General features: G+C 64.1%; 18 protein-coding genes. 9 read left to right on the top strand and 9 right to left on the bottom strand.

Going from position 1 to position 19,660, the window contains the following annotated elements:
- Position 1 precedes the first annotated feature (1 nt).
- The 4 genes from C4S73_RS02150 to C4S73_RS02135 all read right to left on the bottom strand — a co-directional run bounded on the left by C4S73_RS02150 (position 2) and on the right by C4S73_RS02135 (position 5,575).
- Complete coding sequence (locus C4S73_RS02150) at positions 2–1,090, bottom strand: LLM class flavin-dependent oxidoreductase (protein ID WP_103870798.1); 1,089 nt, start codon at positions 1,088–1,090, stop codon at positions 2–4.
- 35 nt (positions 1,091–1,125) lie between these two features.
- Positions 1,126–2,637, bottom strand: coding sequence for an aldehyde dehydrogenase (locus C4S73_RS02145; protein ID WP_103870797.1), 1,512 nt, complete (start codon positions 2,635–2,637; stop codon positions 1,126–1,128).
- A gap of 18 nt (positions 2,638–2,655) precedes the next feature.
- Entirely contained in the window at positions 2,656–3,636 is a 981-nt protein-coding gene (locus C4S73_RS02140; RefSeq protein ID WP_103870796.1) for a flavin reductase, read from the bottom strand.
- A gap of 130 nt (positions 3,637–3,766) precedes the next feature.
- Entirely contained in the window at positions 3,767–5,575 is a 1,809-nt protein-coding gene (locus C4S73_RS02135) for a helix-turn-helix domain-containing protein (protein WP_103870795.1), read from the bottom strand.
- Between the two features lie 146 nt (positions 5,576–5,721).
- Between C4S73_RS02135 and C4S73_RS02130 the strand changes: the two genes are divergently transcribed.
- Entirely contained in the window at positions 5,722–6,312 is a 591-nt protein-coding gene (locus C4S73_RS02130) for an amino acid synthesis family protein (protein WP_103870794.1), read from the top strand.
- 204 nt (positions 6,313–6,516) lie between these two features.
- On the opposite strand, the gene C4S73_RS02125 is transcribed toward C4S73_RS02130, so the two are convergent.
- Together C4S73_RS02125 and C4S73_RS02120 are read right to left on the bottom strand one after the other, a co-directional pair.
- Positions 6,517–7,077 carry a peptidylprolyl isomerase gene (locus C4S73_RS02125; protein ID WP_200827898.1) on the bottom strand — a complete coding sequence of 187 codons (561 nt, stop codon included), beginning with the start codon at positions 7,075–7,077 and terminating at the stop codon, positions 6,517–6,519.
- Entirely contained in the window at positions 7,074–7,490 is a 417-nt protein-coding gene (locus C4S73_RS02120; RefSeq protein ID WP_280177567.1) for an ABC transporter ATP-binding protein, read from the bottom strand. Before C4S73_RS02120 ends, C4S73_RS02125 begins: the two co-directional genes overlap by 4 nt.
- Here C4S73_RS02120 and C4S73_RS02115 point away from each other — a divergent pair.
- From C4S73_RS02115 to C4S73_RS02075, 8 genes are all read left to right on the top strand, one after another.
- On the top strand, positions 7,461–8,033 hold the full coding sequence (locus C4S73_RS02115; RefSeq protein WP_103870792.1) for a GntR family transcriptional regulator: 573 nt from the start codon (positions 7,461–7,463) through the stop codon (positions 8,031–8,033). The two genes, C4S73_RS02120 and C4S73_RS02115, sit on opposite strands and share 30 nt — an antisense overlap.
- A 467-nt stretch (positions 8,034–8,500) precedes the next feature.
- Positions 8,501–9,970 (top strand): xylulokinase, encoded by a 1,470-nt coding sequence (gene xylB / locus C4S73_RS02110; protein ID WP_103870791.1) that lies wholly within the window; start codon positions 8,501–8,503, stop codon positions 9,968–9,970.
- A 66-nt stretch (positions 9,971–10,036) separates the two neighbouring features.
- Positions 10,037–10,711, top strand: coding sequence for an HAD family hydrolase (locus C4S73_RS02105; protein ID WP_103870790.1), 675 nt, complete (start codon positions 10,037–10,039; stop codon positions 10,709–10,711).
- Between the two features lie 6 nt (positions 10,712–10,717).
- Complete coding sequence (locus C4S73_RS02100) at positions 10,718–11,665, top strand: sugar-binding transcriptional regulator (RefSeq protein WP_103870789.1); 948 nt, start codon at positions 10,718–10,720, stop codon at positions 11,663–11,665.
- Between the two features lie 232 nt (positions 11,666–11,897).
- Positions 11,898–13,211, top strand: a complete 1,314-nt coding sequence (locus C4S73_RS02090) for an extracellular solute-binding protein (RefSeq protein WP_200827897.1) — start codon at positions 11,898–11,900, stop codon at positions 13,209–13,211.
- Complete coding sequence (locus C4S73_RS02085; protein ID WP_103870787.1) at positions 13,195–14,193, top strand: ABC transporter permease subunit; 999 nt, start codon at positions 13,195–13,197, stop codon at positions 14,191–14,193. The genes C4S73_RS02090 and C4S73_RS02085 overlap by 17 nt, the downstream gene beginning before the upstream one ends.
- Before the next feature lie 10 nt (positions 14,194–14,203).
- On the top strand, positions 14,204–15,094 hold the full coding sequence (locus C4S73_RS02080) for an ABC transporter permease subunit (RefSeq protein ID WP_103870786.1): 891 nt from the start codon (positions 14,204–14,206) through the stop codon (positions 15,092–15,094).
- Positions 15,095–15,127: 33 nt separating this feature from the next.
- The gene (locus tag C4S73_RS02075) at positions 15,128–15,868 is read left to right on the top strand and encodes a glycerophosphodiester phosphodiesterase family protein (RefSeq protein ID WP_244595399.1); all 741 of its coding nucleotides are present in this window, start codon (positions 15,128–15,130) and stop codon (positions 15,866–15,868) included.
- A 65-nt stretch (positions 15,869–15,933) separates the two neighbouring features.
- On the opposite strand, the gene C4S73_RS02070 is transcribed toward C4S73_RS02075, so the two are convergent.
- The 3 genes from C4S73_RS02070 to C4S73_RS02060 all read right to left on the bottom strand — a co-directional run bounded on the left by C4S73_RS02070 (position 15,934) and on the right by C4S73_RS02060 (position 19,613).
- Positions 15,934–17,412: a mannitol dehydrogenase family protein gene (locus tag C4S73_RS02070; RefSeq protein WP_103870784.1), complete on the bottom strand. Its 1,479-nt coding sequence runs from the start codon at positions 17,410–17,412 to the stop codon at positions 15,934–15,936.
- Positions 17,413–17,455: 43 nt separating this feature from the next.
- A complete protein-coding gene (locus C4S73_RS02065) occupies positions 17,456–18,424 on the bottom strand; it encodes a carbohydrate kinase family protein (protein WP_103870783.1) in 969 nt (322 codons plus the stop codon).
- A 124-nt stretch (positions 18,425–18,548) separates the two neighbouring features.
- The gene (locus C4S73_RS02060; protein ID WP_103870782.1) at positions 18,549–19,613 is read right to left on the bottom strand and encodes a sugar-binding transcriptional regulator; all 1,065 of its coding nucleotides are present in this window, start codon (positions 19,611–19,613) and stop codon (positions 18,549–18,551) included.
- Positions 19,614–19,660: the final 47 nt, after the last annotated feature.

Here is a 19,660-nt window from a genome sequence, read left to right as displayed (position 1 = left end):
CTCAGTACCCGGCTGCGGCGAAGCGCGGCAATGCGGCGCGCTCCGGTTCGCGGGCGGCGAAATGCGGCATCACCTCGTCGATGAACAGCCGCAGCGTCTTCACCTGCAGTTCGAAAGGCAGGTTGAACGACAGCCCGAGGCAATACTGGTCGACGCCGGCATCCTCATAGACCTGGAGTTTCCTGATGACCTCGTCCGGCGTGCCGAACATCAGGTTTTCGCGAACCGCCTGCGGGTTGTAATTGTCGCGATTGGCGACGGTCTCGAACGGAACCGCTTCGGGAAAACCGTTGGTCACGGTGCCGATGTTCTGCATCAGGTTCTCGAAATAGCGGCCGTAATCGACCGAATGGCGCACGGCCGTCTCCCAGTCGTCCTGACGGTCGTAGACGCAGGTCCGGCGCTGCATCATCAGGCGCGGGCGCGGATGTTCGGGATGGTCGGCCACGGCCTTGCGGAACTTCTCGCCGAGAATGCCAACCTCGGCCGCCGGGGCCGAAAGCGGCGTCGACAGGATGTTGGCGCCGATGCCGACCGCCCAGTCGAATGTGCCGGGATCACGCGCCGCCACCCAGATGCGCGGATGGGGCTGCTGCAGCGGCTTGGGCACCGAGGTCGCGAGCGGGAACTTCCAGTAATGCCCGTCATGGGCATAGTCGCCGGCCCAGAGCTTCTGCACCGCCGGCACCAGTTCCTTCATGAAGGCGACGCCTTCCTGCTGCGGAATGCCGCCGGCCATGCGGTCGAACTCATACTGGTAGGCGCCGCGCGCGATGCCGAATTCGAGCCTGCCGCCGGTCAGATGGTCGCAGAGCGCGGCCTCGCCCGCCAGCCGGATCGGCGACCAGTAGGGCGCGACCAGCGTCGCGGTGCCCAGCCTGATCCGGTCGGTATGCTGGCCGAGCCAGGTCAGCACCGTGAACGGATTGGGCGAGACCGTGCACTCGATGGTGTGATGCTCGGCAGTCCACAAGGTCTCGAACCCGCCCTCGTCGGCGATCCGCGCGAGCGTGCGGAAGTTCTTGACGGCGTCCTGCATCGAGGCGTCGGGCGAAAAGCGTTCCATGCTGATGGAAACGGCGAATTTCATGGTGTCCTCCGTTCTAGGCTTATGGCCGTGACCGCTCAGCGCAGGCGGATCACGAACGGGTCCTGCATGGCGCCCGAATAGTCGATCACCACGTTCTTCAGGCGCGAGAATTCGCGCATGACCTCGAAGCCGCCGCGGCGGCCGTAGCCGCTGTTCTTCATGCCGCCGTTGGCGGACATGTAGGCGGCGGAGCGGTAGGTGTTGATCCAGACGGTGCCGGCCTCGATGTTGCGGGCGAAGCGCATCGCGCGGTCGATGTTCTGGGTCCAGATGCCGGATGCCAGGCCGTATTCGGTGTCGTTGGCGAGCGCGATCATCTCTTCCTCGCTCTTGAACGGCACGACGCCGACCACGGGCCCGAAAATCTCCTCGCGCATGAAGCGCATGTCGTTGCTGGCCTCGGTCATCACCGTCGGCTCGAAATACCAGCCGCGCGCGAGTTCGCCGTCCTGCGGCTTGCGTCCGCCGGCTGCGATCTTCGCCCCCTCCCGCACCCCGGAAGAGACATAGTCCTCGACCTTGGCGAGTTGCGCGGAGAGCGCCAGCGGTCCGATATCGGTGTCCTCGACCTGGGGATGGCCGACCTTGATCCGCCGCGTGCGCTCGACCAGCGCCTCGACGAAACGGTCGTAGATCGGCTGCTCGACGAAGCAGCGCGAGCCCGCGACGCAGGTCTGGCCGGCAGCAGCGAAGACGCCGGAGACGACGCCGTTCACCGCCTTGTCGATATCGACATCGGAAAAGATGACGTGGGGCGACTTGCCGCCAAGCTCCATCTGGCAGGGCACGAGGTTTTCGGCGGCGTTCCCCGCGATCTTACGGCCGGTGAAGGTCGAGCCGGTGAAGACGTATTTCGCGATGCCGGGATGGCGCGTCAGCGCATCGCCCGTCGTCGCGCCGTCGCCGGTTACGACATTGACGACTCCCGGCGGAATCCCCGCCTCGATGACGAGCTCGGCCAGCGCCAGCGTCGAGGCCGTCGCATGCTCGGAGGGTTTCACCACGATGGTGTTGCCGATGGCGAGACAGGGCGCCAGCGTGCCCGTCAGCATCATCAGCGGCGAATTCCAGGGGATGATCATCCCGACGACGCCGATCGGCTCGCGCAGATTGAAATTCAGCGTGTCGAGCTTGTTGACCGGGATCGTGTCGCCCTGGAGCTTGTCGGCCATTCCCGCGAAATAGAGATAGGAGTCCGGTATCGCCCGCATCTGGGCGCGCATCTCCTTGAGCAGCTTGCCGTTGTCACGGCACTCGATCATCGCCAGCTCGTCGGCGTTCTCGAGCACGAGCTCGGCGAGACGGCGGACCAGCTTGCCGCGATCGGTCTGCGTCAGGCGCCGCCAGGCGGGATTGACCAGCGCGGCGCGCGCCGAGCGCACGGCGGCATCGACATCGGCCGCGTCGGCTTGCGCGAACTCGTACCAGGGCTCGCCGGTCGTCGGATCATAGGATTGGACATACGCACCGCTCTTCGGGGCCACGAAACGGCCGTCGATGAAAAGGTTCTGGCGCGAGCCTTCGAGGGTCTTGACGGTGGTCTTCATGCGTTCTGCTCTGCCAACTCAGGATTGCGGGCTGCTCGCCCAGGGCTGGGCCTCGCCGACCATGGCGAGACGCCCGCCATCATTGGAATCCATGTAGATTCCGAAGCGCTTGCTGGCGCTTTCGCGCGCATAGCGGCGCAGCATCGCGCTGATCTCGCGCGTCGGAATATGGTCGTAGGGAAGCTGGTCGAGGGGGAAGAATTTCAGCCCCGCCGAGAGGGCCGCCGAGCCGGGATCCTGCGCGAGGCGGGCGCGGTAGATCAGGTAGCCCGGGTCGCCATCTGCGACGTCGAAGACCGAGTAGAGAAAGGTGTCGTCGGGAACCAGCGTCAGCGCGTCGCCGCCTTCGAGCTTGAGTTCGTTGTCCGCGATCCGGCGCATGGCGCTGGGCAGCACCCAGCCACCCTTGCCGTCCGAACGCAGCAGCAGATGCCCGTCAGCCTCGATGAGATAGCCCACGATCATGCCATGGGAGGCGAGCCAGCCCGGCGGCAGCGGATCCTTGACGTTGGCGTAGCGACCCCGGCAGAATCCAAGCGGCGCGGACGGGCTGGTGCCGAAGGCCTGCACCTCGCCGATCAGCACGACATGGTCGCCGGCATCGACGCGGCGATGAACCGTGCAATCGAACCAGGACAGGCAGTCCGTCAGGATCGGCGATCCCGTATGGACGCGATCGTAGCTGATCGTATCGAACTTGTTGGCGGCCTTCGAAGCGAACAGGTTGGAGACATCCGTCTGCCCCTCATGCAGCAGGTTGACCGCGAAGGAGGAGCTGGCGTTGAACGCTGCGAAGCTGTGGGCGCCGCGGCCGACGCAGACCAGCAGCAGCGGCGGGTCGAGCGAAACCGAGGTGAAGGAATTGGCGGTCATGCCGCGCGGCATGCCCTCTGCGTCATGGGTCGTGATGACGGTCACGCCGGTCACGAAGGTCCCCAAGGCACGGCGCAGCGCGACCGGGTCGACGGCATTTTGAGTGGTAACGGCCTGGGCCAGCATGCGCTTCACCTCGATCGATCTTGGATCGTGGTGACAGGCTAGGCGGCAGGCATCGCCTGTTCTTCCTATGAAAGAAAGGATGAAAGCGGCAACTTCCTCACTGGACCGTAGGAATTGATGCGCTTCACGGTCACCGACCGGCCGCGTTCCCGTTCTCGATGACGCCATGGAGACGAATGGCGAGTTCGATCGCGAAACGGCGGTCGGGCGTCTCGGGATCGATGCCGAACAGGTCTTGAATGCGCGCCAGCCTGTAGCGCAGCGTCGTCACGTGCAGCCCCATCGCATCGGCGCAGGCCTGGGCGCGGCAGCCTTCACGCAAATAGGCGGCGAGCGTTTCCAGATAGGGTGTGTCGTGCTTGCGGTCATGCGCGACCACGATGCCGATGCTGCCATCGACGAAACTGCGCACATCGGCCGATTCAGCAGCGCCGATCAGCATCGGCATCGGGCCGAAATCCGAGGCCGAAAGGGTCCCCGTGCGACCGAAAGCGCGCGCGATACGGATCATCCGCCAGCAGCGCTCCCATTCCTTGGGATAGGTGTCGAGCCCTTCGCAGAGGCCGCCGAGAACCACGATCGGCTCCCGGTTGAAGCTGTGCCGCAAGGTCTCGACCATGCGGCGCGCAAGGCGGGTCACACGATCCAGATCGCCCTCCTCATTGCCGGGGAGCAGGCAGACCAGCCCGCTGCCGACCGCGACGACGCTGGCCTGGACATTCTGCTGCCGCGCCAGTCGCGTCACCGCATGGTGGCTGTCGACCGCGATATCGGCCGGGAGCAACGGCATGTCGGGAAAATCGACGACGACCATGCGGGCCGGAGCACCCAGAGCAAGTCCGAGGCGCCGGCCGCGCTGCAGCACATCCTCGGCATCGCGCCAGCGCCGCTCGACGATCTCGAAGAACAGCTCGGTCAATGTGCGCGTCTCGAAGCGGAAGCGGATGACGCTGCGCATCATCTGCACGCTGAGAGCGAATTTCACGCTGTCGAGAAGGAGGCGCTCGAGATCGCCGCTGGCCTGCGATGTGTGAAAGATCACCAGCGCCCCGACAGCTTGTCCATCGACGTTGAGCGGCTCGATGCGAGCCATCGGCTGCAGGCGCCGTGAACCGTCATCGAGGCGCAGGCTCTGCGGTTCGCTTCGCCCTGCCGCCACGGAGTCGCGCGCGTTCGCGACGATCTGACTGCCGAGGCCGGCATCGACCGCCCGTTGCCATGCCGTATCGTCGAAATGCAGCGGCACCGGCGAGCGGCTCGCGACGAGCGTGTTGCCAGCGAAATCGACCACCAGCACGGGCTCGGGCAACAGATCGGCCAGCATGGCTGATAGCGCCGAGGTCGAGCCACCCGACAGCACCTCCTGGAGCAGCGCCGTCTGGGTCTGCAGCGCCTTCTGCAACTGCCCGGCGGCCTGGCGCTGTGTCCGCAGGCGGTGCTCGCGCTCGACCGCGATCCCGCCGAGATGGACGATCATGCTCATGAAGGCGAGATCGTCCGGCGAGACCTCGGTGATACCGCGCGAGACGACGTTCAGCACCATCGGCCGGCCTTCGGCATCGGCGCAGCTCATCGGCAGCACCAGCACGGTTCGATAATCGCGCTCGAAGGCCTCGCGGCGATAGCCCGGAAACTCGTCGGAGGCGCGGGCGTCGCGGATGTAGACCGGTTCGTTGCGTTGCAGAGCGATCAAAGCGGGACTCGTCGCCAGCTCCCAGCGGTTCTCGAGCGGCCGGCGCAGCAGCGTCGGATCATGCCTGACCATGACGTGCGCCTCGCCATGAGCCGCCTCGATCGCCATGACCGATCCCAGTGTCCAGCCGCCATGCTCGCAGGCGGCGTGGATGAGGTCGCGCAGGATCGTTTCGAGATCGCCGTCGGAATTGATCCGGCTTGCGACATCCCGCAACGAGCGCATCTGCGATGCCTGATCCGCCATTCACCCCTCCACTGCCAGCATCCCTGACCTTACCCCGCATCGCAGGGGTAGTCAGGACGATCTTCCAGCGATCCGACGGAAGACGTTCGCGGAACGGGACCGCTAACCTCCGGCGGCATCGGACAATCACAACAGGTGGACACCCCATGGATTTCGGCTTGCGCAAGATCTCGACCTTCGTCGAGGAAACCTTCATCGAGGGCGGCAAGGCCACCGACCGGCCGGTCCGCATGGTCATCGTCGCCGCCGTGCTGCGGAACCCCTGGGCCGGTCAGGGCTTCGTCGAGAACCTGCGGCCCGAGATCCTGCGCATAGCGCCCCATCTCGGCACCGAGCTGACCAAGCGCCTGGTCGCGCTGATGCCGGCCGAAGAGGTCGAGGCCTACGGCAAGGCGGCGGCGGTGGGCACCAATGGCGAGATCGAGCATGCCTCGGCGCTGATCCACACGCTGCGCTTCGGCAACATGTTCCGCGACGCCGTCAAAGGCACGGCCTTTCTCAGTTTCACCAACACCCGCAATGCGCCCGGCGCACTGCTCTCGCTGCCGATGATCCACAAGAGCGAAACCGGCAAGCGCTCGCATTTCCTGACCGCGAACTTCCAGATCCCGGATGCCCCGGCCGCCGACGAGGTGCTGGTCGCCATCGGCGCCTGCGACAACAGCCGGGCTCATCCGCGTCTCGCCGACCGTTTCCAGGACATGGACGAGATGAAGCGGGAGCTGGAGAACGCCTGAGCGCATTGCGCCGGGAACTCTTCGCATCGGTCTATCGAAAGAGGGCCCGCCATGTCGGCGGGCCCTTCGCGTACGGCGATGGAATTGTTGAACTACGCGTCAGAGCAGCGGTCACGCTCAGGGCAAATGGTCCGGCGAGACTGAAGCGTGCCCATCGACTGGCGCTTTCAGAGCCCGTCGTGCCTGCTGTCGAATTGCGAAAAATTACGCCCGCATTAGGCGGCGAACGTCCAGAATCGGTATTTGCAGCTGGAGATATTCCGTCCGCTCCGCTCTGGCCATTATGCGAGAGATCGTTTCGGCTTCAGCCAAAATCCTGCCGAAAGCGGCAAAGCCGGCCAGGTCGGGGTTGCGGCGGCCGCCTTCGTCGAGCTCGGGCTGGTCTCCGCGACAGATGAAGAAGCCGTGCCCACCACTGCCTGGAGCGTTGCGGGCAAGCGACAGTGTCCCGTCGCGATGGCGCAAGCCTGTTTGAGAGGTCGGTTCATGCGGCACGGGCGGTAGCGGCGGGGCAAAACCTGCATCGGGCGCCGGCCAGCCCCATTGGATGACCTCGATCGGGTGGCTGTTGCCGGGTGCCTGATTGTCCAGGGTGACGATGCGATAGATGCTGGCCTGTGCGAGAAAACCGCGATCGACATAGGCGAGGAAATTTGCGGCCGTCAGGGGCGCGCGCCGCTCGTCAATGCCAAGCAGGATACCGCCGTAAGGCGTGTCGATCAGGACCTGAGTCAGCGCCTCGCTGTCGCACGCAGGCTCGATCATGGTGCGGGAAGTGGGCGACGGCGCCGGTCGCTTCGAGGCGTCATGCGCGGGACGGCGCGCAGCAGCGCCTTGGTGTATTCCTCCCGCGGATCCTCGAAAATCTGCTCGGTCTCGCCTTCCTCGACCAGCATTCCACCCTGCATGATCGCCACCCGGTCAGCGAATTGTCGCACCGTCCCAAGATCGTGGGAGATGAATAAAAAGGTCAAGTTCCGCTCCTCCTGCAGGTCTACGAGCAGGTTAAGCACCTGTGCGCGGACCGAGACATCGAGGGCAGAGACGGCTTCGTCGGCGATGATGAAGTCGGGAGAAAGAGAAAGGGCCCGCGCGATTGCGATGCGCTGGCGTTGACCGCCCGAGAATTGGTGCGGGTAACGCTCGGCATGCTCGGGCAGGAGGCCGACGCGATGCAAAAGTTGCCGATCCGCGAAGCCTTGCACCAGCTCGAAGCCGAAGGGCTGGTGACGATGAAGTCCCATAAGAGCGCGGTCGTATCCAGCCTGTCGATCGACGATCTGGAGGAAGTCTACGAAATTCGGGCGCGCCTGGAGACCTGGCTGCTGGAGCAGTCCATGCCTCTGCTCACCGAGCAGCACTATCTCGATGCCGAGGCGCTATTGGCGCAGATGGCTGACGACCAGCGTGACGAGCATTGGTCGAGCCTGAACTGGAATTTTCACGCGGCGCTGTACGCCCCATCCAATCGGCCTCAGACACTGGCGCTGATCCGCAAGCTCTATCTCAATGCCTATCGCCATTTCCCCCTCCCGATCCGGCTAACGGGGGGTCGCGAGAAAATGCACAGGGAGCACCAGTTGCTCCTGGAACTTTGCCGCCAGGGCGATGTCGAACGGGCCAAGGACCATCTCGAGCAGCATATATTGATGGGAGCTCGCAATCTGATCGGCCGGCTCAAGGCGCTGCGCCGGCAAGAGAACAGCACGAAGCGCGTTTGAACGAGTGTTGGTCCGCAGAGGAACTTGGCCGACCTTGCACCATACAGCAGACCAGGTTGCTTTCCGGCGTCGAGCCAATGTCTGAAGTTGACGGATGCCGTTGAGAAAGTCGCCCCTTAGATCGGCGTTGGAGCGGTTTGTCGCTCATCAGTTCCCGATCCATTCTCATCGCGGTCGCGACCAAGTATTTCTGGCGCATTATCGGCTACCGTCAGCTTGACCTCAACTAAACGTAATTCGTAACATAAAGCTGTCGAATTCTATTGTGGGATAGCATTTTCGATGTCGCAACACATCTTTCCGCGCAATGCAGCCAATGCGCTTGGCACTCCGTTCAGTTCGCGGAACGGGGCGTCTGCAGATGCTTTGATTGATAAGGCCGCAGCCGGGCTCTGGGGCAGTAATTTCCCTCATTACCAGCATGGTACCCACGCGATTGCCGTACCCTTCGTTCCAGAACGCGCTCGATGACTTATATCGGCATCGACCTCGGGACATCCTCGATCAAGGTCATCCTCGTCGACGACGAGCAACGCGTGCTCGCCAGCGCTGCGCGTGAAATTGTTGTTCATCGCCCGGCGCCGCTCTGGGCGGAGCAGGATCCCGACGATTGGATTGAAGCGACTCTCGCCGTTCTCGCCGAGATAAGGGATGCCCAACCAGAGGGTTTCCGTGCCTGCGTCAGCATCGGCCTCTCCGGCCAGATGCATGGGGCAGTGCTGCTCGACCATCGCGACAGGCCGCTTCGTCCGTGCATTCTCTGGAATGACGGCCGGTCGTCAGCCGAGTGCATCGAGATCGAAGCCATGGTGCCGACATCGCGAGCGTTGACCGGCAACATCGCCATGCCCGGCTTCACCGCGCCCAAGCTGGCCTGGGTCCGCAAGCACGAGCCTGACATTTTCGAGCGATTACGGCGGGTCGTTTTGCCGAAAGCCTATCTGCGTCTCGCGCTGACCGGCGAAGCCATCGAGGACATGTCGGACGCCTCGGGAACGCTTTGGCTCGATATCGCCCGGCGCGACTGGTCGGACGAGATGCTTGCCGCGTGCGGCCTCGACCGCAGCCAGATGCCGCGCCTTGTCGAAGGCTGTGACGCCGCCGGCAGGTTACGGCCGGAATTGAGCCGGCAACTCGGCTTTGCCGTGCCGCCGCTGGTGGCAGGGGGAGCGGGCGACAATGCAGCCGGGGCTATCGGGCTGGGCGCCATTGCGCCCGGCGACAGCTTCCTGTCGCTGGGCACATCCGGCGTCTTGTGGCGCACGACCGCTCGCTTCGAACCTCGCACTCAAGGCGCGATCCATGCGTTCTGTCATGCCCTGCCTGATCTCTGGCACCAGATGTCGGTGCATCTATCGGCCGCCGCCAGCCTGAGCTGGTGGGCCGGTATCGTCGGTGAAACCGAGGCGCAATTGCTGGCGCCGCTCGGCGAGACCGCCGACCGCCCCTCCCCCGTGCTGTTCACACCCTATCTCTCGGGCGAGCGGACGCCGCATAACGATCCCTATATGCGCGGTGGCTTCGCGCGGATCGGGCATGAGGCGAATCGTGCCGCAATGACGCTTGCAGTGCTGGAAGGTGTCGCCTTCGCATTTCGCGACGGCAAGATTGCGATGGAAAGCGGTGGCGGCCGGATCGAGAGCACACAGGTCATCGGTGGAGGCTCGCGTTCGCGGCTATGGCTGACGATCCTGGCCAATGTGCTGGACATGCCGATGCGCCGCAGCTCCGGCGGCGAGACCGGCGCGGCATTCGGCGCAGCGCGGCTGGCGCGCCTGGCACAGACCAAAGAAGACCCGTCTTCTGTCTGCCTGCCTCCAGCCGGCGCGGTCGAGATTTTCGAGCCGGATGCTGCTATGGTCGGCGCCTATCGCGAGCGATATGAACTTTGGCAGCGCGCCGCTCATTTCGATCGGGAGCTCGGTAGGTCACATTGAGTGGTTTGACAGTATTTCAAGCAAATGCTCTATGCTGGAGCAAATGCTCAGACATGCTCTCGATCCATGAACGCTGCTGCACTCCCCTTCGATCTCATCATCCTCGATTGCGACGGGGTGCTGGTCGACAGCGAGACGATCAGCTGCCGCATCCTGTCCGACATTCTGTCGCCCTTCGATCCGGAATATGATGTCGAGCATGTGATGCGCCGCTATCTCGGGCGCTCGTCGAGCATCGTCCTGGAGGATTATGAGAGACTGACCGGCAGCCCCGCTTCCGACAGCTTCACGCAGAGCTGGCGAGCCCGCCTTTTTGCGGAATTCTCCGCCGGGCTGAAGCCTGTCGACGGCGTCCGGCAGGCCGTCGAGGCGCTCGGAGCGGATTATTGCGTCGCATCGTCCAGCGACGAGGAGCGTATCGAGCACTGCCTGCGCGCCACGGAGTTGTGGGACCTCTTCGAGGGACGAATCTTCAGCACGACCCGCGTGAAACTTGGCAAGCCGGCCCCGGACCTTTTCCTTCTCGCCGCTCGCGAGCGCGGCATTTCCCCTGACCGCTGCCTGGTGATCGAAGACAGCGTCAGCGGCGTCACAGCAGCAAAGGCTGCGGGCATGACAGCCTACGGCCTGACCGCCGGCAGCCATTTCGCCATCCTCGATCAGCGGCAAGCACTTGTCGAAGCCGGGGCGGACCGGGTGATCGACGCCTGGCACGAGCTGTCACCCGTCATGGCGCGCTGACATCCAATGGCCGATGGCGACAATTCCAGATTGGACGACGCGGCCCGGGCCGGCTGGCTCTATTATATCGCGGGCCGGACTCAGGACGACATCGCGCAAGCCCTGAATATCTCGCGGCCTGCCGCGCAACGCCTGGTTTCGCTGTGCCGCTCCGAGGGGCTGATCAGCTTCCGGATGAACCACCCGATCAACGCCTGCATGGAATTGGCGGCACGCCTGCGCGACCGCTACGAGTTGCTGCATTGCGACGTCGCTCCATCCGACGGTTCGGGCGAAACGGCCAGTCTTGGCGTTGCCTCGCTCGGTGGGCTCCTGATCGAGCGCTGGTTGAAATCACGAACCTCCCTGGTGATGGCGCTTGGGACCGGACGCTCGATGCGCGCCAGCATCGAGCGCGTTTCGCCGATGTCCTGCCCGCTTCACCGGCTCGTGTCGCTCGTCGGCACGATCTCGCCGGATGGTTCGGCGAGCCCGTTCGACACGCTGGTCAAGCTGGCCGAGATCACCAAGGCGCAGCACTTTCCGATGCCGCTGCCGCTCTACGTCTCCAGTCCGGAAGAGCGGGAGCAATTGCTCAAGATCGAGTCCGTGCGGCGGATTCGCGCCATCGCCGGCGAGGCCGATCTCTGGATCATGGGCATCAGCCAGATCGGCGATGACGCCGTTCTCTACCGCGACGGCTTCATGACCCGGAGCGAATTGCTGGAACTCGTGAGGCACGGCGCTGTTGGAGAGGTGACCGGCTGGGTCTTCGATGCGGCGGGAAAAATCCTCGATCGAGGCACGAACCTGCGGGTGACCAGCGTTCCGCCTGAACCCGGCAGTCCGAGACTGCGGATCTGCATCGGCCAAGGTGCTGCAAAAATATTGCCGCTTCGCGCCGCACTGACGGGCCGCATCGTCAACGGGCTCATCACCGACGAAGCCACCGCCCGCGCCATCCTGGCGGATTAGACAGTCTCACCTGGTACATGCCGACCGCGCCCGCTCCGGCCGATGCGCCCGCGCGCGCCGATCGCGGGCTCATCACGCGTTGCGATGGCCGACCTGTCACGGCCGGCCCAGCAAAAGCTGGAATCCCGCAAGGCGTCATCAATCTGTCTTCGACGGTTGACATAAAGCGCCAGTGTGCGAGCATCTATTTCAATAATGAGCATATGCTCGCAGAATGATAAGGGAGGCTGTGATGCGACCGCTTTATCGCGCTCTGGCTTGCGCGGGTGCCCTGGTGCTAACCGGCATGGGGCCAGCCCGCGCCGCAACCGAAATCGAATTCTGGCATGCGATGAGCGGCGCGCTCGGCGAGCGGGTCGATGAACTCGTCAAGAAGTTCAACGATTCGCAGAAGGACTATGTCGTCAAGGCGATCCCCAAGGGCACCTATGACGAGGTTCTGAACGGCACCATCGCCGCTTATCGCGCCAAACGGCAGCCGGAGATCGTTCAGTCGAACGAACGGTCGTTCCTGACCATGGTCAATTCGGGAGCCATTGTTCCCACGGCCGACCTGATGGCGGAGCAGAACCGCAAGCTCGATCCCTCGACCTATATCGCGCCGGTCGTGAGCTACTACACCATCAACGGCAAGCTGCAGGCGATGCCGTTCAACTCGTCGACCCCGATCCTGTTCTACAACCGGGACCATTTCAAAGCCGCGGGCTTCGACAAGCCCGGCGCGACATGGCAGGAGCTCGAGCCGCAGCTCAACGCGATCAAGGACAAGGGCATTTCGAAATGCGCCATGGTCCTTCCCGGCGATTATGAGTGGAGCTTCCTCGAGAATTACAGCGCGGTGAACGACATTCCGTACGCGACCAAGCGCAACGGCATGGACGGGCTCGACACAAGCTTCGTTTTCAACAAGGGCAAGCTGGTCGGTCAGGTCGAGCGCATGAAGCGCCTGATCGGTTCGGGCGTGATGCAGATCGCCGGACAGGGCGTGATTCCTGTCCAGCTGTTCACCTCCGGCGAGTGCTCGACGATCATCGCCTCGACCGCAACGCATGCAGCCGTGGTCGCAGCCGCCAAGTTTGACTGGAACGCAGCCGAACTGCCCTACGAGCAAGGCGTGACGCCTCGAAACAGCGTCATCGGCGGCGCCGCGCTCTGGACCCTGAAAGGTCACACGCCCGAGAAGTACAAGGCCGTTGCCGCCTTTTACGATTTCCTCGCCCAGACCGACACCCAGGTCTGGTGGCATCAGGCGACCGGCTACGTCCCCGTGACCGTGCCGGCTTACGAGGCCGCCAAGGCGCAAGGCTATTACGACAAGAACCCGACGCGGGCGATCGCCGTTGTCCAGCTCATGCGCGGCACGCCCACCGACAATTCGCTGGGATTCCGCATCGGCAACAGCAATCAGATCAACGTCGCCATCATGGAAGAGGTCTCGGCCGCCTTCCTCGGCAGGAAGCCCGTCCAGCAGGCGCTCGACGATGCCGTCAGCCGCGGCAACGAGTCCCTGCGCCGGTACGAGCAGCTGAATGCCGGCAAGAAGTAGCGCCGGCCCCGCCCTGTCCGAAGGCGGTCGCGTGCCGCGCCTGCGCTGGCCATTCCTGCGCAAGCCGGCCGCCAGCGCCGGCCAGCCAGAGAGCGGGTTGAAGCGGGCCCATTTCAACGAGTGGCGCCTGCCATTCTGGCTGCTGGCCCCTCAGCTCTTCATCCTGCTGCTGTTCTTCTTCATCCCCTCCATCAGGGCGCTGGTGCAGGCCTTCCAGCTGACCGATCCGTTCGGCGCGATGACCCAATGGGTCGGCTTCCAGAATTTCGAGCGGCTGTTCCGCAGCAGCGTCTACTGGACCTCGGTGCAGGTGACTCTGGTGTTCACGCTGGCGCAGAATGTCCTGACCCTGTCGGTCGCACTGCTGCTGGCCTTCGCGACGAACCATATCGCGCGCGGCCGCGGCGCCTACAGGACAGTGCTGCTGCTGCCCTATGCGATCGCTCCCGCCATCGCCGGCATCATGCTGGCCTTTCTCTTCAATCCGCGCGTCGGCCCGATCGCCCAGATGCTGCAATCTGCTGGTTTCGACTGGGACCCGAACCGCAACTCGATGCACGCGCTGGCGCTGATCGTGATGGCGGCCTCATGGAAGCACATCTGCTACAACTACATCTTCCTCGTGGCGGCGCTGCTCTCCGTCCCGCACTCGATTCTGGAATCGGCCTATCTCGACGGCGCCGGGCCGATCCAACGCTTCCTGCGCATCTCCTTGCCGATGATCGCGCCGACGCTGTTTTTCCTCGTCGTCATCAATTTCGTCTACGGGCTGTTCGAAACCTTCGCCATCGTCGATGCGACGACGCGCGGCGGCCCGGCCGGCTCGACGTCGATCCTGGTCTACAAGGTCTATCAGGACGGGTTCGTCACCCTGGATCTGGGCTCCTCGGCGGCGCAATCCGTGGTGCTGATGGCTCTTGCGCTGCTACTGACATTCGCCCAGTTCCGCTTCGTGGAGCGGCGCGTGAACTATAGCGTCTAGGCGCCACGCCATGAACGAACGGACCCCCGTCCTCGATATCGTCTGCCATCTCATTTTGCTGCTCGGTGCTGGCCTCGTTTGCCTGCCGATCTACTTCGTCTTCGTCACCGGCTCCCTGTCGCAGCAGGAGGTGATGCGGGTGCCGCTCTCCTGGCTTCCGGGCGACCAGTTTCTGACGAACACGATGACCGTGCTGCGCAGCGCCAATTTTGGCCGGCTGCTGCTGAATTCCTTCATCGTCGCTTGCGGGATCACCGTCGGCAAACTGGCGGTTTCGGTGATTGCAGCCTTCGCCGTCACCTATTTCCGCTTTCCGTTTCGCCTGACGGCGTTCTGGCTGATCTTCATGTCGCTGATGCTCCCGATCGAGGTCCGCATCGTGCCGACCTATGAATCGGCGGCCAATGTCGCATTGCCGCTCAACATCCTCGGCGGCTGGCTTGGCTTGCAGGCCCTCGTCGATCTCGACTGGAACATGGTCAATACCTATCCCGGCCTGATCCTTCCATTGATCGCCTCGGCTACGGCGACCTTTCTGTTCCGGCAGTTCTTCCTGACGGTGCCCGACGAACTCTGCGACGCGGCGCGGATCGACGGCGCGAGTGCCTGGCAGTTCTTCCGCCTGATCCTGCTGCCGCTCTCGCGCTCGAACATCGTGGCACTCGCGATCATCCTCTTCCTGATGGGTTGGAACCAGTATCTCTGGCCGCTCCTGCTCACCACCGATCCCGACATGTCGACGGCCGTGATCGGCCTCAAGAAACTGATGCCGCAGAGCGACTCCGTGCCGACCTGGCATTTGCTGATGAATGCGGCGCTGCTGACGATGCTGCCTCCCACGATCATCATCCTGCTGCTGCAGCGCTGGTTCGTGAAGGGGCTGGTCGACAGTGGCAAGTAATACGAACAGTAACGAAAAAGCGGAACGTCGATCATGCGGATCATCGGCCATCGTGGCGCGCGAAACATCTGGGCCGAGAACAGCCTTAGCGGCTTCCGCAATGTCTGCGGACTGAGGGTCGATGCCGTCGAGCTTGACGTTCACCTGTCGAGCGACGGCGAGATCATGGTCATCCATGATCCGCTTATGGAGCGCACCACCGATCATAAGGGCCCTGTCGGTCGGCTGAGCCGCGAGGCTCTGGGCAAGGTGGCGCTGCACGATACGCTGGGCGAAACGATCCCCACCCTGTCGGAGGTTCTCGACGTCTTCGCGCAGACGGCGATCGAACTCGAAATCGAGATGAAGATGGACGCGCTGGGAAGTCCCTATCCCTGCCTTCTCGACAAGGTCATCGCGTTGGTCGAGGCTCGCGGCCTGGCGGATCGCATCGTCCTCACCTGCTTTGTCCCCGAAGTCATCGAGGAGATCAGGACCAAGGCGCCTGCCATGCGTCGGCTGGCCTCGGTCGACCGCCGCTCCTGCGAGGCATTCGGCGGTGTCGACCGCACCCTTGGCCGCTTCGTCGATCTCGGCTGCACCATAGCCGTCGAGCAGTCCATGCTGCGTCTGGCGCTCGATCGTGCCGTCGGCATAGTCGGAAGCGAGCGGCTTGGCGTCTGGGTACCCAACACGGTCGCCGAGCTCGATTACTGGCTCGCCCAGCCGATCGCGCAGATCACGAGCGACCGCCCCGATCTTGCCCTGCAACTGCTGACCGCTAGGGCGGTCTGACGCGCGCCATCGCGCAGGCTTCGCTGCGATAGCAGGACGTCCAAGGCTGCCGCAGCGAGAGGGCTTCAGCCCGCCCGTCGCGCGGCTTCGTCGAGCGTTGCCTCGATGCCCTCGCGATAAAGGCTTTCAAGCCAGTGCCCGACCGCTGCGACGAGGCGCGGATCATCGGCAAGTTCGCCGAACAGCGAACCGATCGACAGAAGCGGGCGCGGATCGGCATCGCCTTCCAATGCCTTCTCCCGGAGAAGAGCGGCGAGAGGATGCGTTACCAGAAGCGGGGCGCCTCTCTCGTCGATGCCTCGCACGCGGCGCAGCCAGGCGGCGAGCGCAAGCGCGAGAAAGGTGATGTCGCCTCCCGTTGTCAGCCGGTCCCTGATCGGATCGACGAGGACGTTGATCGGCGCATCCGAGTTGACGCGCTGCACGGTGTCGCGGATCGCCGCATTGGCGAAGCGCTCGACCAGCCTGGCCTTGTAAGCCTCGATATCGACGCCCGGGATGACCGGAAGCGTCGGTCCCGTCTCCCGATCCATCAGCGCCGTCATCACGGCCCGGATACGCCCATCGGCCAGAGATTCGTCGATCGTGACATGGCCTGCGAGCTGGCCGAGGCCGGACACTGCAAGGTGGCTGCCGTTCAGGAGTCGCAGCTTCATGAATTCGTAGGGCGCGACATCGCCGACGAACTGCGCGCCCACGGCCTCCCAGGCCGGCCGGCCCTGGGGAAACCGGTCCTCGATAACCCACTGGCTGAAGCTCTCGGAGACCACGGGCCAGCGATCGATGAGCCCATGGCGCGAGGCGAGGCCATCGATATCGGCCGGGGCGGTCACAGGTGTAATCCGGTCCACCATGGTCGAGGGAAAACTCACGGCACTTTCGATCCAGCCCCGGAGGTCATCGTCCCTGAGAGCGGACAGCGCGAGCACGGCTTGCCGCAGCACATCGCCATTGTGCTGGATGTTGTCGCAGGAGAGGACGGTGGGAGGCGACAATCCCTTCTCTCGGCGCCGGCGCAGCATCTCGACGACGACGCCGATCGCACTTCGCGGACGTTCGGGCTGTGCGAGATCCGCGCGGATCAGTCGGTGGTCGGGATCGAGCCGCTTGGTTGCGGCATTCAGACAATAGCCGTTCTCGGTCACTGTGAGGCTGACGATGCGGATGGCGGGATCATCGAGAACGGCCAGAAGCGGCTCGCTGGACTCCGTCGCATCCACCACGCCCGCGAGCGACCCGATGACCCGGGCTCGTTCCACCGAGCCCTCGCGTTCGACCAGCGTGTAGAGACCGTCCTGGGGAGCGAGGCTTTCGATCATGCGCCGGTCGTTGGGCATCAGCACGGCGCCGACGATACCCCAATCGAGAGCGGCAGCCTGCTGCTCCATCAGCTCATGCGTGTAACGCGCCATGTGAGCGCGATGAAATCCACCCAGCCCGATATGCACGATGCCGGCCCGGACGCGGGACGGATCAAACCGGGGGCCCTCGACGGAAGGCGGCAGCGTCGCGAGAGCCCGGCGATTCAACGGCATCGGTGTCATGGCAGGTCCGTCAGCAGCGTTAGGATGGGGTGGACGTTCTGGTTCAGGCCGTCGCTTCAGAAGGCGACGGGATCGTTCCCGATGTCATCTCGGCGAGCCCGGGCGGATCGGAGCCCCGCCGCGAACAGGTGAGTGCCGAGGCGGCGACCGCAAACTCGATGACCTGCTTCAGCAACGCATCGCTTAGGCCCGACAGCCCTTCAGGCGACAGGTGGCCGACTTGCTCCAGCCGGGCGAGCAGAGCGGCGTGGAAGCTGTCGCCGGCTCCCACCGTATCGACAGCGTTGACCGCCAGGCCAGGCACGCTCAGAGGAGACCGGCCCGGCCGCAGCGCGACCGCACCGCGCGCGCCACAGGTCACTACGCATAGCCTTACGCCCAGGCCAAACCACATCTGCGCCAAGTCCCGATGATCGACGCCCGGAAAGGCGACGGCGAGATCCTCTTCGCTCGCCTTCACGATTGTCGCGAAGGGCAGGAATTTCGCGAACTGGTCTCGCCATTTCGCGAGATCCGGCGTCACGCTCGGCCGGAGATTGGGATCGATCGATATGAGGCGTCGGCCGGCCTCCCGGCGCGCCAGGGCCAGATGCGAGGAGGCGACCGGCTCGACCGCGAGCGTATAGGAGCCCAGCACGATAGCCGTGACGTCCTCACCCAGCGCCTGCGGCAGATCATCGACCCGGATCTCGCGATCCGCCTTGTTCTCTCCGTGAAATGCATAGGCCGGGTGGCCGGCCGCATCGATCGCGACAACGCTTATCGTGGTCAGCCGGTCGGAACGGACGGCATGGCTGAGATCGACTGTCTCGGCCAGGAGGCGCGCCCTGATGGCCTCGCCGAATGCATCGGATGATATGCCGCCGAGAAACGATGAGGACACCCCCAATCTTGCCAGACCGATCGCCACATTGAACGGGGATCCGCCGAGCACGGTTTCGCTTTTCAGACCAACCTCGTCCGTCCGGACAAACAGATCGACGAGCGCCTCCCCGCACACCAGTATCGTCATGTTTCAAGCCCCTCGATACGAATGAGAGCATGGCTCGCCCCAACGCGCAGCCCGCGATGGCATGATCCACGCCAAGAGGTACGACCACCCGATCCAGGCCGCCCAGCGCTCGCCGCCACCCCGATCATCCCAGTTCCGCCAGGACAAATTCCGCCGTCCTGGAATCGGTTACGAGAGTGGTTGCCGCACCGGCCCTTACGCAAGCAAGGACGGCCTGGGCGCGCGCGCTGCCCCCGACAGCGACCCGGTCTGCAACCGCATTGAGACAGTCGAACGGGATCGTGAGGCACCTGTCCGACAGCGATTGGCAGATGCGCCGTCCGCTTGCATCGAGCAGATGCCCCAAAATCTCGGCCACCGCGCCAGCTTTTGCGGCGTTGTCCCGCCCTGCCTGATCGAGGCTTTCGTAAAGGCCCGAACCGCCATCCTTCCAGGCGCCCACGGAGAACAGCACCCGCGTCAACCTGGGAAACTGGGCGACACTGTCGGCGATGCCGATCTGTTCGCGCAGGGACGCCACGAGCGCGGCATCATCCAATAGAAGCGGCGCATAGATTGGATAGGTCTGCCCACGAAAGCGCATGGCCATCGCCCGGATCGTCTCCGCTGGGCTGTGTTCGAAATACGATGCCCTGCTGACCCCCGACAGCTGCACGATCGAGCAGGCTGTCAGTTCCTCAATGCGATCGAGGATCAGGCTGGTCGTCCGTCCCGCGACGAGGCCGAGGACATCTTCGGAGACGCCCACCTCGACGAGATATGACGCCGCGGCATCCGCCAGGAGTCCGAGTTCGGAACCCGGATCGACCGAGGGCAGGACAATGGCCCGCTTGAGGCTGGTTTTCCGCATCAGGGCCGACGACAGCGCGAAGTCCACATCCGCCGGCGGACGGATATCGATCCGGACGAGACCCGAGCTTCTTGCCTGCTCGAGCAGGCGTGACACCGTGAAGCGGCTGATCCCAAGACGCTTGGCGATAACCACCTTCGACTCCGTATCGAGATAGAAGCGCCGCGCGACCTCAAGAAGCTGGATCGTGCGCGCGGCCGACCTGCTGTCCTGCTTTCGTACCGACCCGGCTTCGTCGCGCGGTTTCCTTGCCATGGCCAACTCCATCACCACGCCCAGGTGGCGCTGGTGAGTAGGTACATCATCGCATGCCGCTGGTTGAGCCTTGCTCTTCAGCATTCCGATTTCATGCCCCGTTCGTCCGAAGCAGCCGTCCTTGCCACGAC

Source organism: Allobosea lathyri (assembly GCF_900108245.1).
In the GTDB taxonomy this organism is placed as follows: Bacteria; Pseudomonadota; Alphaproteobacteria; order Rhizobiales; family Beijerinckiaceae; genus Allobosea; species Allobosea lathyri.
Note: the sequence above shows the minus strand (reverse complement) of the source record. Positions and strands in the feature narration are given on the sequence as shown.

Bases quoted from the DNA above. Each gene is read 5' to 3' on its own strand.
- C4S73_RS02150 (WP_103870798.1), bottom strand. From the start codon at position 1,090: ATGAAATTCGCCGTTTCCATCAGCATGGAACGCTTTTCGCCCGACGCC.
- C4S73_RS02145 (WP_103870797.1), bottom strand. From the start codon at position 2,637: ATGAAGACCACCGTCAAGACCCTCGAAGGCTCGCGCCAGAACCTTTTC.
- C4S73_RS02140 (WP_103870796.1), bottom strand. From the start codon at position 3,636: ATGCTGGCCCAGGCCGTTACCACTCAAAATGCCGTCGACCCGGTCGCG.
- C4S73_RS02135 (WP_103870795.1), bottom strand. From the start codon at position 5,575: ATGGCGGATCAGGCATCGCAGATGCGCTCGTTGCGGGATGTCGCAAGC.
- C4S73_RS02130 (WP_103870794.1), top strand. From the start codon at position 5,722: ATGGATTTCGGCTTGCGCAAGATCTCGACCTTCGTCGAGGAAACCTTC.
- C4S73_RS02125 (WP_200827898.1), bottom strand. From the start codon at position 7,077: ATGATCGAGCCTGCGTGCGACAGCGAGGCGCTGACTCAGGTCCTGATC.
- C4S73_RS02115 (WP_103870792.1), top strand. From the start codon at position 7,461: ATGCTCGGGCAGGAGGCCGACGCGATGCAAAAGTTGCCGATCCGCGAA.
- xylB (WP_103870791.1), top strand. From the start codon at position 8,501: ATGACTTATATCGGCATCGACCTCGGGACATCCTCGATCAAGGTCATC.
- C4S73_RS02105 (WP_103870790.1), top strand. From the start codon at position 10,037: ATGAACGCTGCTGCACTCCCCTTCGATCTCATCATCCTCGATTGCGAC.
- C4S73_RS02100 (WP_103870789.1), top strand. From the start codon at position 10,718: ATGGCCGATGGCGACAATTCCAGATTGGACGACGCGGCCCGGGCCGGC.
- C4S73_RS02090 (WP_200827897.1), top strand. From the start codon at position 11,898: ATGCGACCGCTTTATCGCGCTCTGGCTTGCGCGGGTGCCCTGGTGCTA.
- C4S73_RS02085 (WP_103870787.1), top strand. From the start codon at position 13,195: ATGCCGGCAAGAAGTAGCGCCGGCCCCGCCCTGTCCGAAGGCGGTCGC.
- C4S73_RS02080 (WP_103870786.1), top strand. From the start codon at position 14,204: ATGAACGAACGGACCCCCGTCCTCGATATCGTCTGCCATCTCATTTTG.
- C4S73_RS02075 (WP_244595399.1), top strand. From the start codon at position 15,128: ATGCGGATCATCGGCCATCGTGGCGCGCGAAACATCTGGGCCGAGAAC.
- C4S73_RS02070 (WP_103870784.1), bottom strand. From the start codon at position 17,412: ATGACACCGATGCCGTTGAATCGCCGGGCTCTCGCGACGCTGCCGCCT.
- C4S73_RS02065 (WP_103870783.1), bottom strand. From the start codon at position 18,424: ATGACGATACTGGTGTGCGGGGAGGCGCTCGTCGATCTGTTTGTCCGG.
- C4S73_RS02060 (WP_103870782.1), bottom strand. From the start codon at position 19,613: ATGCTGAAGAGCAAGGCTCAACCAGCGGCATGCGATGATGTACCTACT.